The following is a 16178-nucleotide window of genomic DNA, read 5'->3' as shown; positions in this document are numbered from 1 at the left end:
TACGGATGCGTACCTGAATGGCTCCGGATACGCATCAGCACAATACTATCGCTCGTCGCGACGGCCAGGCACTGCGCTCCAGAAACGACGCACATGCACAGTGACTTCTTCACGGTCATGGTACAAATGCTTGGCATGCACTTCGGCATGAATACCATTTTCGCTCAGGCGTTCACGCAGCAACGCCAGATTCTGTGACACTTCTTCGTAGCGCTTCTTCATAGGCAGCTTGAGGTTGAATATCGTTTCACGACACCAGCCTTTAATCAGCCAATCACTCATCAGGCTTGTGACTTTAGCGGGTTTTTCTACCATGTCGCACACTAGCCAATACACATTATTGCGCGGTGGTTCAAAGCGGAAACCATCGGCCTGATGATGCATCACCTGCCCGGTATCCATCAGGCTGGGCGCCATTGGCCCGTTGTCTACTGCATAAACCATCATGCTGCGTTTGACCAACTGATAAGTCCAGCCGCCGGGGCAAGCGCCCAAATCCACCGCGTACATACCACTGCCCAGACGTTCATCCCATTCATCCGCAGGAACGAAAACGTGAAACGCTTCTTCAAGTTTTAGCGTCGAACGGCTTGGCGCATCAGAAGGAAACTTGAGGCGTGGGATACCCATATAAAACGGTGAGTTGTTATTGCTATAGGAGTAACCGACATAGCAGCAACCAGGCGCAATAAACAACACATGCAACACTGGTCGATCCGCTTTTTCATGACCCAGCAGAATTTTGTGTTCGCGCAGCGCGGCGCGCAGCGGCACGGTAAATTTGCGGCAGAACTTCATCAGTTCTTTGCTTTCGTTGGTGTCAGGGACTTCAACACGCAGATCCCCCGCGCGTTCAATCGCACCGGTCAACATACCCACGATCGGCGTGATACGATCTTCCGGCGGTAGATCTCGCAACAGGTCACCGCTGACGAACATCTGGCGGACAAAAATCAGCTCATGGAACGGCAGCGTTTTCACCAGACGTTCGGCATCTTCATGCTGGTAGCATTCAAACACGACGTAGCCACTGTTTTCTTTTACCCGCGCGAAACCGAACGCATTGTGCTGCGTGGCTTTTTCCGTTATTTCCGCCGCACACTCTTTCTCAAACCCAGGGCGGCAATACAAAATGACTTTATTCATGGCGTTCAGCCTTTCTCTTCAGACGCAGTGCGCCAATCAACATTAATATCCATCCCACCAGAAAACAGGCTCCGCCAATCGGCGTCACATAAACCCACAGCTTCAGGTGAGAAAGCGCCAGACAGTACAAACTTCCGCTGAAGAGTACCGTTCCCAACGCCAGAAAAACGCTGCTCCAGTAAAACCACAGATTGGTTCGCTGTTGCATCGCAACTGCCAGCGCCAGAATCGCTAGCGTGTGAAATGCTTGATACTCAAGGCCGGTTTTCAACCAGCCCAGTTCCGTTGCACCCAGCGTTTTGCTGAGAGCGTGAGAACCAAACGCGCCTAGCGCGACAAAAGTAAAGCCGCTGATAGCAGCAAATACCAACATGAAACGACTATTCATCGTTATTACCTTAAGCGTAGTTATCTATCATCGTAGTTACCTACGTGAGCGATTCGGTCAACCAATCTTCGACAATCAACGATGCAATTTCAGCGCGTACCGCTGTCATAGCGGAAGCGAAACTTTTCCTGCTCATTGGCCGCCCGCGCCAGAATCCAATGGCGGAAGGCGGCTATTTTACCCAGTTCTGCCTGACTGTCATGACATACCAGATAAAAAGCGTTCCGGCTGACCAGCACATCGTTAAACGGACACACGAGCCGCCCCGCTTCGAGTTCAGTCTGCGCCATCACATTATTCGCCAGCGCCACACCCTGCCCGTGAATCGCCGCCTGCAACACCATCGCGCTGTGGCTGAAAATCGGCCCCTGCTGCACGTTAATCTGCACACCAAGCTGGCGGGTATAGGACAACCAGTCACGACGCGACGCATCGTGCAGCAGCGTGTGCGCGACCAAATCGTCCGGCGTCTTCAACGGATGATTCCCCGTCAGCAACACCGGCGAGCAAACGGGCAAAAGATACTCGGCGTACAGTTTCTCTACCCGCAATCCCGGCCAGTTTCCCCGACCGTAGAAAATAGCGACATCCACATCATCAGCCAGACGATCTTCGTCACGATCCACTGCCTGAATACGAACATCAATCCCTGGATAGTCGGAGTTAAAGCTCGAAAGGCGTGGCACCAGCCAATGGATAGCAAAGCTGGGTAGCAGGCTCACCGTTAACGCACCTTTCGCGCTGCGGGATTGCAGCTTACGCGTTGCGTCATTCAGCGATGAGAAGATCTCTTTGATATCAAGATAGTAACTCTGCCCCTCTTCGGTCAGTAACAGGGAACGATTACGACGACGGAATAATTTTAGCCCCAGAAAATCTTCCAGCGATTTAATCTGGTGGCTGACAGCAGCCTGCGTGACAAACAACTCTTCTGCCGCTCTGGTAAAACTTAAATGGCGAGCCGCCGCATCAAAAACGCGCAATGCGTTGAGCGGAGGGAGACGTTTTGACATGAATGAAATCTTTTGGTTTACGCTAAATCAGCGATTTATCAGGCACATTCGTACCCAATAACGCTTAAGGTGCAGAAAGACGACAATGGGAAATCGCCCCAGTCGGTCCGCTGTCTGCGCGTTCAAAGCCATCGACAGCGGGCAACCTCTCTACAACGAAAAGATGACGGGTACATATATTAGTTTTTGTAATCCGAGACATTATAATTTGTCCGTTGAGGATGTACCAGCAAATACCTATATTAGCGCAACTTCCTGGGCCGGAACGAAAAGTGCGGAGGGGTGACCTGAGGTGCTTTTGGCTTGTGGTTGTGATGTTGTGTTTGCTATTTGTTTGTCTGCCTTTTGCAGATGTGGTAGCGAGTCTACCCTATTCACTTCCTGTACATTTACCCTGTCTGTCCAAAGTGATTTTTTGTGTAGCACCGCAAATTGCGGTGCTTTTTTTTGCTTACGTTTCACACCTGAATGCCATGGCACGCTTATCTAGCATCTGGCACAACTTAACAGGCAACGTGTGATGATGGGCAAACGGCACTATTTCCCTTTCGCCATTTCTTTCACATTATCACGGTTAATTTGCTGCTGCTGACCGTAGGCATCGGTATAGCTGATCATACCCGTCTCATCATCAACCTTCGGTTTCCCCTCTGCGACGATGGTACGCCCGTCATTGGTATGCATGACGTAATTACTGGAACAGGCTGCCAGAGAAAACGCCATCACGATAGCGGCAAAAATAGAAATTTTATTCTTCATAGTTAACCCTCAATGAATTTAAATGTCTTCTAGTTAACCTTATTCATCAGGAAATCCTGAAAATTAACACTTTAAAGCGTAGCAATAGTTGATTTTTTTTCCATAAAATCGCATTAGGCATAGTCCTAAACTTGTCTCTCTCGACAAAATGGGACAGGATCTGCCCTCCAAAAGAGGATGCTCATGACACCGTTTAACCCTGCCACCTTTCGCCAACAGTTCCCCGCTCTCCAGCATTCGACTGTCTATCTTGATAGCGCCGCGACTGCGCTAAAACCACAGTCCGTCATTGATGCGGTGCAGGCGTTCTATGGCAGCGAGGGGGGTACGGTGCATCGCAGCCAGCATCGCGGCGCGCAGGTGTTAACCCAGCGTTTTGAAGGCGCTCGTGAGCAAGTCGCCGCTTTGCTCCACGCCGACGATCCGCGTTCCATTGTCTGGACCAGAGGCACGACGGAAGCGATCAATCTGGTCGCGCAGAGCTATGCACGCCCTCGCCTTCAACCGGGCGACGAGATCGTCGTTAGCGAAGCGGAGCATCACGCGAACCTTATTCCGTGGCTGATGGTGGCGCAGCAAACTGGCGCTAAGATCGTGAAGTTGCCGATAGGCGCGGACTTGTTACCGGATATCGAACAGTTAGCCACGTTGATCACGCCAAAAACCCGCCTGCTGGCGCTGGGACAGATGTCAAACGTGACAGGCGGCCAGCCCGATCTGGCGCGGGCGATTACACTGGCTCACCGCTATGGTGCGGTAGTAATGGTTGACGGCGCGCAGGGCATCGTTCACTGCCCGCCCGATGTACAGGCGCTGGATATCGATTTCTACGCGTTTTCCGGACACAAGCTTTATGCTCCGACTGGGATCGGCGTGCTGTACGGCAAAACCGCCTTACTGGAAAGCATGATGCCGTGGCAAGGCGGCGGGAAGATGATGACACAGGTTTCTTTTGACGGCTTCACACCGCAGGCGATTCCACAGCGTTTTGAAGCGGGAACCCCCCACATTGCTGGCGTGCTTGGCCTGTCTGCGGCACTAGACTGGCTGACCACGCTGGATTGGCACGCCGCAGAGCAGCACAGCCAGCAGTTAGCGCAGCTTGCCGAAACGTATTTAGCGCAGTTCCCCGGCTTCCGCAGCTTCCGTAGCCCGCAGTCCAGCGTGCTGTCCTTTGATATTGCCGATGTACACCACAGCGATCTGGTTACGCTGTTAGCTGAAAGCGGCATCGCACTGCGTGCTGGGCATCACTGTGCGCAGCCATTAATGGACGCGCTCGGCGTCAGCGGCACGCTCCGTGCCTCGTTTGCCCCCTATAACAACCAACAGGATGTTGCTGCACTGATCGCCGCAGTGGGCAGCGCCCTTGAATTATTGATCGACTAAACCATGACCCAGACAACTGACACCACGCACCCTTTTGGCCACCACACTACCGTCGCTGACCTGCTGGCGCGATTCGATGCCTGCCGCGCGTGGGAAGATCGCTATCGGCAGCTCATTTTGCTGGCAAAAGCGCTGCCAACGCTGCCCGAGGTGCTGAAAACCGAGGAAATTTCATTATCCGGCTGTGAAAATCGCGTCTGGCTGGGTTATCAACGTCAGGAAGACGGCAGGCTGCATTTTTACGGCGACAGCGACGGGCGCATTGTGCGGGGATTACTGGCGGTATTGTTAACCGCCGTTGAGGGAAAAACGCCAGAAGCGCTATTGCAGCACGATCCGCTGGCGCTATTCGATAGTCTGGGGCTACGCGCTCAACTCAGCGCTTCACGTTCAAGCGGGCTGGCGGCGCTGGCCGCCAGAATCAAGGAAATTGCCGAACAAGAGGCTTCACTAAAATAGAACCACTCAGGTTATTTATTTCTGCAACGCAGACGCCCTTTCCCTTTTCGCTATCATCTTCTTCAGCGCATGAGATACCGCAACAAACCCAAAGGTTGCGGTAACCATTGTCGCGGCGCCAAAGCCTGACGCACAATCCATACGCATCACCCCATCAGCCGTACTGCGCGACGCACAGACGGAACCGTCAGGTTGCGGATAAACCAGCGGTTCGCTGGAAAACACGCAGTCGATGCCCAGCTTTCCTTTGCTGTTCTTCACCACGTTAAAATCGTGCTTTAACCGCTCACGCAGCTTGGCGGCTAACGGATCCTGAATCGTTTTCGCCAGATCGACGACTTCAATGCGGGTCGGATCGATCTGCCCGCCCGCACCGCCGGTTGTCACCACCGGGATCTTATAGCGGCGGCAGTAGGAGAGCAGCGCCGCCTTCGGGCGCACGCTGTCGATAGCGTCAATCACATAGCTGAAGTTCTGGTCGAGCAGCTCAGCCACGTTTTCCGCGCTAATGAAATCATCCACACAGGTGACGCGACATTCCGGGTTGATCGCCAGAATACGTTCGGCCATCACTTCCGTCTTAGACTGTCCGGTGTGCTGACGCAGCGCGTGAATCTGCCGGTTGGTGTTACTAACACACACATCATCCATATCGATCAGCGTGATCGCGCCGATGCCGGTACGTGCCAGCGCCTCAGCCGCCCAGGAGCCAACGCCACCAATGCCAATCACGCAAACGTGAGCCTGAGAAAACAGCGCCAGCGCCTGTTGACCATATAACCGCGCGGTGCCGCCGAAGCGTTGCAAATAGGCTTCGGATAATTGCGTACTCATTCAACCAACCTTACGAAAACAAAATCACAGGAAAATAAAACCGCGAGAAAAAGCGGCTCAGGATAGCGCTAAACCCGCACGACATCCACCAGACAGCTCATGGCGTTCGGTCCCTGCGTCAGCGGCGACGTGCCGATATCCAGCGTCAGTACATTCGCATTTCCTGATTGTTCAACCGGATGCCACGTTTTCTGGCCGAAGCCGGGCTCAAACCAGGCCCCGGTGGACATAATCACCACGCCCGGCGTGACGCCGTCGGTAATCTGTACGCCCGCCAGAATACGGCCACGCGCGTTTCTGACTTCCACCTGTGAGCGATCGACGATATCCCGCGCAGCGGCGTCCTGCGGGTGCATGTACAGCGTCTCTTTTCCTGCGGTCTTATTCGCGGCAACCTGCGGTGTAGCGGCCAGTTGGCTGTGCAAACGGTCGGACGGCTGAATAGAAATAAAGTGCAGCGGCCACTCTTCCGTGCTTTTGGCACCCAGCCATTCAACGGGAGGCTGCCATTCAGGATGCGGCGCAAAATCCGCATAGCCATAGCTGGCGATGGCAGAGCTAAACAGTTCAATTTTACCGCTTGGCGTACTGAGCGCATGCTGCTGCGGATCGCGGCGGAAATCCTCAAAGAACACAAATGGCTTTTCATCCATCGGGATTTCTACATGTCCCTGCTGCCAGAACTCCTCAAATGACGGCCAGCGATCAGCGGCATCTCGCTGCCTTGAACGACATTCCTCATAAAGATGTTCCAGCCACTGCTGCTCGCTGCGATTTTGCGTGAACACGTCGCCATAACCCAGACGCTCTGCCAATTCGCTGAAAATATCCACGTCATTACGCGCCTGATGCTGCGGCGCAATCGCCTGATGCATGGCAAAGATAAAGCGATCGCGAGACGACCCGCCGATATCATTACGCTCCAGCGTGGTGGTGACAGGCAGTACAATGTCCGCCATCTGCGCTGCTGGCGTCCAGACGATATCCTGCACAATCACCGTATCCGGTTTGCGCCAGCCGTCCACCAGACGGTTCAACTGCTGATGATGATGGAACGGGTTGCCGCCCGCCCAGTGAATCAGATGAATATCGGGATAAGTATGGGTTTCGCCCTGAAAGGTATAAGGCGTGCCGGGATGCAAGAGCATATCGGCGATGCGCGCCACGGGAATCGCCTTCCCCGCGTTCGGGGTTGATGGAGAAGCTGGCGCAGGCGTTGAAATACGCTCGTTGCCGACGCTATTCATAGAACCGTGGCCGAAGGAAAATCCGCCGCCTGGTAACCCTACCTGTCCCAGCATGGAGGACAGCGCAATCATCATCCAATAAGGCTGTTCGCCACGATGGGCACGCTGCACGGAGTAAGAACAGGTAATGAAGCTGCGTACGCCGATCAACTGCTGCGCCAGACGCCGGATGCGCTCGGCGGGAATGCCTGTGATGTCGCTGGCCCATTCGGGGGTTTTCACCACGCCGTCGCCGCGACCGTGCAAATAATCACTCAGTTGCTCGTAGCCAACGCAGTAGCGTTGCAGGAAATCCTTATCGTCAGCCCCCAGGCGCTGAATTTCATAGCCCAGTGCCAGCATCAAGGCGACATCGGTATTCGGGCGAATTGGAATCCACTCGGCATTCACAAATTCAGGGCAATCATCGCGCATCGGGCTGATGTTAATCACCGGAATCCCTTTCGCCACCAGCGCTTCCAGCGCGGGCTTAAGCGTGTGGTGCCCGGCCCCGCCGGACGCCACCTGTGCGTTTTTCAGCGCCAGACCGCCAAACGCGAGGAAAATATCACAGTGCTCGGCGACGCTGCGCCATTCGGTTACTTTGCCCGTCAGCGGGTGGAAGGTGCCGATCACGTACGGCAGGAAGAACTGCGCCGCGCCCCAGCTGTAATTGCCCTGCTGATCGACCGCGCCACCGCCGGAAAAATAGAAGCGTCGAACCTGAGAACGCGCATGGTGATAGCGCCCGGCAGATGACCAACCGTAGGACCCCGCAAACATGCCGTCCGCACCGTAGCGATCGCGAATACGGCGATTTTCCTGCGCAACCAGATCGAGTGCGACGTCCCAATCCACCTCAACAAAGTCCTCCCGGCCGCGCAGCGTTCTGTCGCTGTTTTCGCGTTTCTGAAGCCAGGAACGACGCACCGAAGGCCGACGGATACGCCGGTCGGAATACACCAGCGGTACGATGGAATCGAGCATGGCGGACGGTGCTGGATCGTCAGCAAACGGCTCGCATCGAATCAGTCTGCCGTCTTCAACCACAGCGGTAAACGCGCCCCAGTGCGCAAGATGTGGATAACGTTTAATCGCCATGACAACCTCAGGATAAGTAATTAGCAGGGTGGATAATAACCTGAATTATCCACGCCCCCAACAGCAAGAAGAGTGAATAGCTTATGCGTAATATGACATTACTTATCCATATTAAAACGTTCGTTTAAAACACGCGTTAGGCTAGGGTTTAACCAGAAAATAAAGAGGTGGTTCAGGATAATGCCGATCGTTTAAGAACCGAGATACACGGAGTGACTACGGGGCGAGGTATCCCTGCGGGAACCTCATCCCCGTGTTTTTCCTAAAATGAGGCTTAAGTGACCCACTTTAAAATTCAGGCAGTTTTATTCTTTGTTCGTTATTCAAACCAGGAACGCAGCATGAAAACCATTACGCCACACAGCAACAGTAATGACGTTATTTCATTACTGCCCCGATGTTGACCTAGTTTCTCTTCTTCAGAGAAAGGTGCGTTGTCACCCCAAACACATCATTCAAAACACGCCATTAAAAAATAAAGCGGGGAGCACACCTCTGCCCTCTGCATACGGATGGGAAATATGAAAAAAAATTTCTTCTTGTCAGCGCTGATTCTGACGTCTTCGCTCTTCGGGCTTGCCGCACAGGCGGAAACGTTGACGCCCAAACGCGGCGGCACGCTGAATTTTCTGGCCGAGCCTGAGCCACCGGTTTTAACCAGCCTGGTTAGCACCAGCGGCGCGGTGATGAAGATCAACGCCAAGGTGATTGAAGGCCTGTTGAATTACGATTTCGATATGAAGCCAACCCCGCAACTTGCGACCAGTTGGTCGGTTAGCCCGGACGGTAAACAATATACGTTCCACCTGCGTAAAGGTGTGAAATGGCATGACGGGCAAAACTTCACCTCTGCGGACGTCGCGTTTTCCATTCTGACTGTCAAAAAATACAATTCACGCGGTCAAGGCACCTTTGCCAACGTCACCGAAGTGAAAACACCCGATCCGTATACCGCGATTCTTGAACTGTCAAAACCCGCACCTTACCTGCTGAGCGCGTTCTCCGCCAACGAAGCGCCTATCGTGCCAAAACACTTATATGAAGGCACAAACATTCTGTCTAACCCTCACAATACCGCACCGATTGGTACTGGCCCGTTTGTGTTCAAGGAATGGGTGCGTGGCAGCCATATCCTTTATGAACGTAACCCGAACTACTGGGACAGCCCTAAGCCGTATGTCGATAAACTGGTAGTGAAGATCATCCCCGATGCCGCCACTCGGACGATTGCGCTTGAAACCGGCGCATTGGATCTGGGAAGCGATTCTCCCGTTCCGCTGAGTGAAATTGAACGCATCAAGAAAAACCCCAAGCTAGGCATTGAAACCGCTGGCTATGGTTACAGCCCGACGCAAACCCGCATCGAGTTCAATCTGGATAACCCTTATCTGAAGAACCTGAAGGTTCGTCAGGCTATTGCGCACAGCATCAATATTGATGTGTTGAAAAACGTGGTGTGGTACGGCTATGCGGTAAGCTCACCAACGCCGATTACGCCGGAGTTGGCGCAGTTCCATGATACGACGCCGTCACCTTATGGCTTCGATATTGCCAAAGCGAACAAACTGTTGGACGAAGCGGGCTTCCCGCGTCAGGCAAACGGTATCCGCTTCAAGCTGGTACATGACTTCATGCCCTATGGCGACAGCTTCAAACGCGTAGCGGAATATCTCAAATCGTCGCTGGCTAAAGTCGGTATTGACGTCACCATTCGCTCTCAGGATTTCGCCACCTTCGTTAAGCGCGTTTATACCGACCGCGACTTTGATTTCAACAACGGCTCTATTTCAAACCTGTTCGATCCCGCGGTAGGCGTGCAGCGCCTGTACTGGTCAAAAACCTATCAACCGGGCGTGCCTTTCGGCAACGGCTCACATTACAGCAACCCAGAAGTAGACCGTCTGCTTGAGCAGGCCTCGGTGGAAACCGATTCTGAAAAACGCGTGGAATTGTACAAACAGTTCCAACGCATCATCGCCACGGATATTCCTGATTTGAACCTGCTCCAGATCAAGCGCCAGACGATTTACAACAAGCGCGTGCATAACGTCGTCACGGATATTCAGGGCGTCAACGGCAGCCTCGCCGACGTGTGGGTGGATCAGTAATCGTAATACAGCATTCCCCTGCGCGGGCAGGGGAACTCTCATGAAGGTATGTGATGAATAAAGTAGAACGAATCGGGCGCGTACTGTGGCGTACTCTGCTTCATGCGCTGCCAACGGCGATTGGCATTATCATTCTGGTGTTTTTCCTGTTGCAGTTGGTGCCGGGAGACGCCGTTGATGTGCTGGCTGGCGAATCAGGCAATGCAACCGAAGCGACCATGGCACACCTGCGCGCCCAATTCGGTCTCGATCAGCCCATACTGCAACAGCTCTCGGTTTATTTAGGCAATTTGGCACAGTTCAGCCTCGGCTTCTCTCCCCGCTACAACGCACCGGTGATGGACCTGATCCTGTCGCGGTTGCCGGGCACACTGTTCCTGATGCTGCTGTCGCAGGTATTCGCCATCGTTATCGGTATCACACTGGGGGCGATAATGGCGGTATGGGCGGGTAAATGGCCCGATCGTCTGCTTTCTCTGATCGCCCTGTTGCTCTATTCCACTCCGGGATTTTGGATCGGCCTGATGACGCTGATCCTGTTTTCCGTTCATCTTGATTGGCTGCCAAGCGGTGGCAACATCACCATCGGCGCGAACCTGACCGGCTGGGCGTATTTCAAGGATATGTTGCAGCATGCCATTCTCCCGGTACTGGCGCTGAGCAGCTTTTTTATTGCCATTTATGCCCGCCTGACCCGAGCGGCCATGCTGGAAATCGCTCAGCAAGATTTCGTGCGCACCGCACATGCCAAAGGGTTGTCGCCGCTGCGGGTCACCGTCAGGCACATTCTGCGCTGTGCGCTGCTGCCTATCACTACCGTTGCAGGTATGCACTTCGGCAATCTGCTGGGCGGCGCGGCCGTGGTCGAGACGGTCTTTAGCTGGCCGGGACTGGGCCGTCTGGCGCTGGAGGCGGTGATGGCACGCGACTTCAACGTCTTGCTGGGTGTCCTGCTGCTTTCCGCTTTCTTAGTCATTTTGGCTAACGTGCTAGTGGACTTACTGCAATCCTGGCTCGATCCCCGAATTAAGGCTCGCTGATATGAATAACCTTTCTCCTGAAAACCTCGCGCCGAAGAAAGCTGCAGCAGATGGCGTTATTAGCTCAGCGGCGACTCGCCCGTTAAAAACGCCTTTTCGCCTGTCGCCGGAGGTACGTGCATTTACCCGTAATCCCGCAGGGATGGCCGGCCTGCTGTTGCTGATTACGGTATTTCTGATGGCGGTGCTTGCGCCGTTACTGTATCCCGGCGATCCGCTGGATATGGTCGCTCAGCCTTTCTTGTGGCCGGGCGAAAACCCTGATTTCCCATTGGGAACCGATTCGATGGGCCGGGATGTCGCTGCTGGCATCGTCCACGGTTCACAGGTTTCCTTGCAAATTGGCTTCTCAGCCGTGATGGTCAGCCTGTTAATTGGCACCGTCGTCGGTGCGCTGGCGGGCTATTTTGGCGGTCGGATTGATGACCTGCTGGTCCACATAACCGAACTGTTCCAGACCTTCCCGACCTTTTTGCTGGTCGTGGTACTGGTCGCCATCGGTTCCCCTTCGGTTACGCTGATTTCTCTGGCCATCGGTATTGCCTCCTGGCCAACGATTGCACGTCTGGTGCGGGCCGAGTTTCGCTCGCTGCGTGAAAGCGATTTTGTATTAGCCGCACGCAGTCAGGGATTCTCCAGCCTGCGAATCATCTTTCAGGAAATGCTGCCAAACGCACTGCCGTCGATCATCGTCACCACATCGGTCATGGTTGCCTCGGCCATTTTGATTGAGTCCGCCTTATCTTTCTTAGGCTTTGGCGATCCGAACCGCGTGAGCTGGGGCAGCATGATCGGCGCAGGCCGCGAATCGCTGCGTACCGCCTGGTTTCTTACCGCCCTACCCGGCACTGCGCTGGTCTTAACCGTGCTGTCACTGAATCTGGTTGGCGACGCGTTGAACGATGCCCTGAATCCACGCTTACGGGGGAGAAGCGCATGAAGCCGCTGGTCGATATTCAAGATTTACGCGTCGATTTTCCCGGCCATCAAGCGGTTCGAGGGCTCAACCTGACGATTAATGCCGGAGAAACGCTGGCGCTGGTCGGTGAATCCGGCTGCGGTAAATCCGCAACGGCGCTATCCCTGATGAGACTGGTCGCCGAGCCGGGAAAAATCAGCGGCCGAATTCTGTTTGACGGACACGATCTGCTTACCCTGCCGGATCGCAAGATGCGCCAACTACGCGGCAATGCGCTGTCGATGATTTTTCAGGAACCGATGACCTCACTCAATCCAGTGCTCTCTATCGGGCAGCAGATTAGTGAAACGCTGCGGCTGCATGAAGCGCTAACGCCTGCACAGGCACGGACTCGCGCTATCGAGCTGCTGGATCTGGTCAAGATCCCTGAACCGGCGCGTCGGGTGGATGACTATCCACATAACCTGTCTGGCGGCCAGCGTCAGCGCGTCATGATCGCCATGGCAGTGGCGTGCCGTCCGCGCTTGCTAATTGCCGATGAGCCGACCACCGCGCTAGACGTCACCATTCAGGCACAAATTCTGGCGCTGCTGGATAATCTGCGACGCGAATTCTCAATGAGCCTGCTGCTGATTACCCACGATCTCGGGCTAGTTGCGCAATGGGCCGACCGCGTGGCGGTGATGTATGCCGGGCAAAAAGTAGAAGAAGCACAGGCGGCTGACCTGTTTCAGTCACCCAAGCATAACGTTTTCCCCAAACACAACTACACGCGCGGGCTGTTGGCGACATCGCTGCATATGGATCAGGACAGACATTACCGTACCCATCGGCTGGCAGAAATCCACCACGCGACGACGGACGACGACTCAAGTTTTACGCTGCTGACGCCGCCTAGCTTGATTCACCGAGCCATCGATACCGACCAGCAGCCGCTGCTCTCACTGCAAAACATTCAGACCTGCTATTCAACACCGCAGGGCAAGGTGCTAGCGGTTGACGATGTGTCACTGACGATTTTACCCGGAGAAACGCTGGGTCTGGTGGGCGAATCCGGCTGTGGTAAATCGACCTTGTCCAAAACTATTCTGCGTCTGTTACCGCCTTCACACGGGCAGATCGTTTTTGATGGGCAAGACATCACCACGCTAAAAGAATCTCGGCTGAAAGCGTTACGTCAGCGGGTACAGATGATCTTTCAGGATCCCTATGCCTCGCTGAATCCACGCCACAGCATTCAGCACATTCTTGAAACGCCGCTGATTGTGCACAGCCTTGGCGATCGTTCGCAGAGACAGCAGGCGATCAAAAATATCATCGAGCGTGTTGGTCTGCCGCAAAGTAGCCTGAATCGCTATCCCCATGAATTTTCAGGCGGACAGCGCCAGCGTATCGGCATTGCTCGTGCGCTGGTAGTACGTCCTTCACTGGTGATTTGCGACGAGCCCGTATCCGCGCTCGATGTCTCTATTCAGGCGCAAATTCTTAATCTGCTGGTGGAGTTAAAAAACGAAATGGGCCTATCGCTGCTGTTTATTTCCCACGATCTCGCGGTGGTGCGTTATATCGCCGACCGGGTCATGGTCATGCAAAACGGACGCTGCGTGGAAAGTGGCGATCACCACAGCATCTGGCATCAGCCGCAGCATCCGTATACCCGCAAACTGATCGATGCCGTCCCCGGCGGCGGGCAGCGCGAAGCGCCGGTGTCTCCACAGCAGATGATTAGGCAGGCACATGGATAAGAACGGTGAACACAAAGTGAGCACATCGACCGTTATTGACCAAACGGTTATGGAATCGGTCATTCAGGATTTTTTACCTGAACTGATTGCGATTCGTCAGCATATTCATCAGCACCCAGAAATCGGCTTCGAAGAGTTTGCTACCGCACAGCTGGTAGCGGAAAAGCTGACAGCATGGGGGCTTTCTGTCACTACGGGGATCGGTGGAACAGGCGTGGTCGCGACCTTACGCGGCCGCTATCCCAGTGAAGACAGCATCGGCCTGCGGGCAGATATGGATGCGCTGTATATCAGTGAAAAAACCGATCTGCCCTATGCCTCGGTACACGCTGGGAAAATGCACGCCTGTGGACATGATGGGCACACCACTATGCTATTGGGTGCCGCACGCTATTTGTCTCTGCACCCCGATTTCGCTGGCAGCGTGCACTTTATTTTCCAACCGGCAGAGGAAGGATTAGGCGGCGGGCTTGCCATGCTCAATGACGGCCTGCTGACCACATTCCCCTGCAATCGACTGTTTGGCCTTCACAACAAGCCCGGTATCGAGGTCGGTAAGTTTGCTATTCGCAGCGGCCCGATGCTGGCGGCCAGCGACACCTGGCAGGTCACGTTTCACGGCACGGGTGGGCACGGCGGTTCAGGCGTCCACCTTTCTATCGATCCAACGCTGCCTGCCGCGCAATTTATGCTGGGCCTGCAAACGATCGTCAGTCGCAACGTCCCCGCGATGGACGCCGCGGTGCTCAGCATTGGACATATACAGGGCGGCGATATCCATGCCCCGAACGTTATCCCTGACAGCGTCATCCTTAAAGGAACCGGACGGAGCTACTCGCCGAGCGTTCGCCACCTGCTGGAAACACGTCTGCGAGAACTGGCACACAGCACCGCACAAGGCTTTGGTGCGACAGCAGACGTGCACTATGAACGGCAATATCCCGCACTGGTTAATGATACACACGCCACACAGCTCGCCGTTAACGCCGCCGCGCAGGTAGTCGGGCTCGAACAGGTTGAAACTGCCATGACGCCGCTGCTGGGCGCAGAAGATTTTGCCTACATGCTGGAGCAGCGTCCCGGTGCATTCATGATGCTGGGAAACAGCGATAAAAGTGCGGCCAACGTGCATCACCTGCACACCCCGCGCTACGACTTTAATGATGCGCTGATCCCATTAGGTATCCGCTATTGGGCGACCTTGGTTTATCAAGAACTGGTTTATCCGGAGCTGGGGTTGTCAATAGCAGGGGATAGCGAAAACGACAGCCCATTCTCTCACGACCTAAACATAACAACGCATGGCGTCAGTACATCCGGCGTCGCGCAAGAGCAAAAAGGATGAATCATGGTGGAGTTATTGAAAACCAAAGCGCAAAGCAAAGAAAAAGAGGCAGACATTAAACAGCGCATCCTACGTGAAGCCATCACGATCTTCGCCAGTAAAGGAAGTGAACTCACGACGATTCGTGAAATCACCGAAGCCACCAACGTGAACGTGGCGTCAGTGAATTATTACTTTGGCTCGAAAGAAGGATTGCTGCGTGCCGTGCTGGACCATGTTCTTGGCCCGTTAAATGACGAAAGAACGCGTCTGCTGGATGAGGTGGAAAAAGCCCATCTGGGTGATGAGTTGCCCGTTGCCGCGCTGCTGGATGCACTATTGCGCCCGCTGGTTAAAACGGCCCGCACGCCCGACGGTGGACGCATTGTTGTTCGCCTGTTACAGCATCTGCGCGCGACGCCGGGTCTGGAAGTCACCGCCCTGCTTTCGGCTCAGTTCGATCAGGTCGCCCACCGTTTTATCGATGCCTTTACTCATGCGTTGCCGCAGTTGTCTCGTGCAGAGGTGATCTGGCGCTATGAATTTGCTCGTGGTGCTGCCATGCACGTATTAACCGACGCCGATCCGCGTTCTGGTCGTCTGGCACTGCTTTCCAAAGGGCTGTGTGACAACCGCGATGACGATCGCGTGCTATCGCATCTATTACGTTTTGTCGAGGCAGGCTTTATCGCCGCATCGCTGACTGAGGCCTCTTAAATCCACACTT

Annotated in this window: 14 protein-coding genes; 8 read left to right on the top strand and 6 right to left on the bottom strand. The window is 54.5% G+C overall.

The genetic code is table 11. From position 1 onward, the window contains the following. Positions 1-45: 45 nt before the first annotated feature. The 4 genes from rlmM to DCX48_18785 all read right to left on the bottom strand — a co-directional run bounded on the left by rlmM (position 46) and on the right by DCX48_18785 (position 3306). A complete protein-coding gene (gene rlmM, locus DCX48_18800; GenBank protein QXE16375.1) occupies positions 46-1146 on the bottom strand; it encodes a 23S rRNA (cytidine(2498)-2'-O)-methyltransferase RlmM in 1101 nt (366 codons plus the stop codon). Further along, positions 1139-1534: a DUF423 domain-containing protein gene (locus DCX48_18795; GenBank protein ID QXE16374.1), complete on the bottom strand. Its 396-nt coding sequence runs from the start codon at positions 1532-1534 to the stop codon at positions 1139-1141. The genes rlmM and DCX48_18795 overlap by 8 nt, the downstream gene beginning before the upstream one ends. 89 nt (positions 1535-1623) lie before the next feature. Then, the gene (gene gcvA, locus DCX48_18790; protein QXE16373.1) at positions 1624-2547 is read right to left on the bottom strand and encodes a transcriptional regulator GcvA; all 924 of its coding nucleotides are present in this window, start codon (positions 2545-2547) and stop codon (positions 1624-1626) included. A gap of 537 nt (positions 2548-3084) precedes the next feature. Further along, complete coding sequence (locus tag DCX48_18785; protein QXE16372.1) at positions 3085-3306, bottom strand: YgdI/YgdR family lipoprotein; 222 nt, start codon at positions 3304-3306, stop codon at positions 3085-3087. 183 nt (positions 3307-3489) lie between these two features. Here DCX48_18785 and csdA point away from each other — a divergent pair, with 183 nt between their 5' ends. Next, positions 3490-4695, top strand: coding sequence for a cysteine desulfurase CsdA (gene csdA, locus DCX48_18780; GenBank protein QXE16371.1), 1206 nt, complete (start codon positions 3490-3492; stop codon positions 4693-4695). 3 nt (positions 4696-4698) lie between these two features. Then, positions 4699-5154, top strand: coding sequence for a cysteine desulfurase sulfur acceptor subunit CsdE (gene csdE, locus DCX48_18775; GenBank protein ID QXE16370.1), 456 nt, complete (start codon positions 4699-4701; stop codon positions 5152-5154). Positions 5155-5169: 15 nt separating this feature from the next. On the opposite strand, the gene tcdA is transcribed toward csdE, so the two are convergent. Then, the gene (gene tcdA / locus DCX48_18770) at positions 5170-5988 is read right to left on the bottom strand and encodes a tRNA cyclic N6-threonylcarbamoyladenosine(37) synthase TcdA (GenBank protein ID QXE16369.1); all 819 of its coding nucleotides are present in this window, start codon (positions 5986-5988) and stop codon (positions 5170-5172) included. 68 nt (positions 5989-6056) lie between these two features. Next, on the bottom strand, positions 6057-8315 hold the full coding sequence (locus tag DCX48_18765) for an Asp-tRNA(Asn)/Glu-tRNA(Gln) amidotransferase GatCAB subunit C (protein ID QXE16368.1): 2259 nt from the start codon (positions 8313-8315) through the stop codon (positions 6057-6059). Between the two features lie 521 nt (positions 8316-8836). On the opposite strand from DCX48_18765, the gene DCX48_18760 reads away from it, so the two are divergent. From DCX48_18760 to DCX48_18735, 6 genes are read left to right on the top strand one after another with little or no spacing between them, the layout of a single operon-like run. Further along, entirely contained in the window at positions 8837-10423 is a 1587-nt protein-coding gene (locus DCX48_18760) for an ABC transporter substrate-binding protein (GenBank protein QXE16367.1), read from the top strand. Between the two features lie 53 nt (positions 10424-10476). Then, on the top strand, positions 10477-11463 hold the full coding sequence (locus tag DCX48_18755; GenBank protein ID QXE16366.1) for an ABC transporter permease: 987 nt from the start codon (positions 10477-10479) through the stop codon (positions 11461-11463). A gap of 1 nt (position 11464) precedes the next feature. Next, a complete protein-coding gene (locus DCX48_18750) occupies positions 11465-12403 on the top strand; it encodes an ABC transporter permease (GenBank protein QXE16365.1) in 939 nt (312 codons plus the stop codon). Then, positions 12400-14127, top strand: a complete 1728-nt coding sequence (locus DCX48_18745) for an ABC transporter ATP-binding protein (GenBank protein QXE16364.1) — start codon at positions 12400-12402, stop codon at positions 14125-14127. Before DCX48_18750 ends, DCX48_18745 begins: the two co-directional genes overlap by 4 nt. Further along, on the top strand, positions 14120-15472 hold the full coding sequence (locus DCX48_18740) for an amidohydrolase (protein ID QXE16363.1): 1353 nt from the start codon (positions 14120-14122) through the stop codon (positions 15470-15472). Before DCX48_18745 ends, DCX48_18740 begins: the two co-directional genes overlap by 8 nt. 3 nt (positions 15473-15475) lie before the next feature. Further along, the gene (locus DCX48_18735) at positions 15476-16168 is read left to right on the top strand and encodes a TetR/AcrR family transcriptional regulator (protein QXE16362.1); all 693 of its coding nucleotides are present in this window, start codon (positions 15476-15478) and stop codon (positions 16166-16168) included. Positions 16169-16178 lie beyond the last annotated feature (10 nt).

The sequence above is a fragment of the Pectobacterium atrosepticum genome (assembly GCA_019056595.1).
Lineage (GTDB): Bacteria > Pseudomonadota > Gammaproteobacteria > Enterobacterales > Enterobacteriaceae > Pectobacterium > Pectobacterium atrosepticum.
The sequence above is the reverse complement of the archived record's forward strand: the minus strand, read 5'-3'. Positions and strand labels throughout refer to the sequence as shown.

Excerpts from the sequence above, each read along its gene's own strand:
- rlmM (QXE16375.1), bottom strand. The coding sequence starts at position 1,146 with ATGAATAAAGTCATTTTGTATTGCCGCCCTGGGTTTGAGAAAGAGTGT.
- DCX48_18785 (QXE16372.1), bottom strand. The coding sequence starts at position 3,306 with ATGAAGAATAAAATTTCTATTTTTGCCGCTATCGTGATGGCGTTTTCT.
- DCX48_18795 (QXE16374.1), bottom strand. The coding sequence starts at position 1,534 with ATGAATAGTCGTTTCATGTTGGTATTTGCTGCTATCAGCGGCTTTACT.
- tcdA (QXE16369.1), bottom strand. The coding sequence starts at position 5,988 with ATGAGTACGCAATTATCCGAAGCCTATTTGCAACGCTTCGGCGGCACC.
- DCX48_18745 (QXE16364.1), top strand. The coding sequence starts at position 12,400 with ATGAAGCCGCTGGTCGATATTCAAGATTTACGCGTCGATTTTCCCGGC.
- DCX48_18735 (QXE16362.1), top strand. The coding sequence starts at position 15,476 with ATGGTGGAGTTATTGAAAACCAAAGCGCAAAGCAAAGAAAAAGAGGCA.
- DCX48_18760 (QXE16367.1), top strand. The coding sequence starts at position 8,837 with ATGAAAAAAAATTTCTTCTTGTCAGCGCTGATTCTGACGTCTTCGCTC.
- DCX48_18755 (QXE16366.1), top strand. The coding sequence starts at position 10,477 with ATGAATAAAGTAGAACGAATCGGGCGCGTACTGTGGCGTACTCTGCTT.
- DCX48_18740 (QXE16363.1), top strand. The coding sequence starts at position 14,120 with ATGGATAAGAACGGTGAACACAAAGTGAGCACATCGACCGTTATTGAC.
- gcvA (QXE16373.1), bottom strand. The coding sequence starts at position 2,547 with ATGTCAAAACGTCTCCCTCCGCTCAACGCATTGCGCGTTTTTGATGCG.
- csdA (QXE16371.1), top strand. The coding sequence starts at position 3,490 with ATGACACCGTTTAACCCTGCCACCTTTCGCCAACAGTTCCCCGCTCTC.
- csdE (QXE16370.1), top strand. The coding sequence starts at position 4,699 with ATGACCCAGACAACTGACACCACGCACCCTTTTGGCCACCACACTACC.
- DCX48_18765 (QXE16368.1), bottom strand. The coding sequence starts at position 8,315 with ATGGCGATTAAACGTTATCCACATCTTGCGCACTGGGGCGCGTTTACC.
- DCX48_18750 (QXE16365.1), top strand. The coding sequence starts at position 11,465 with ATGAATAACCTTTCTCCTGAAAACCTCGCGCCGAAGAAAGCTGCAGCA.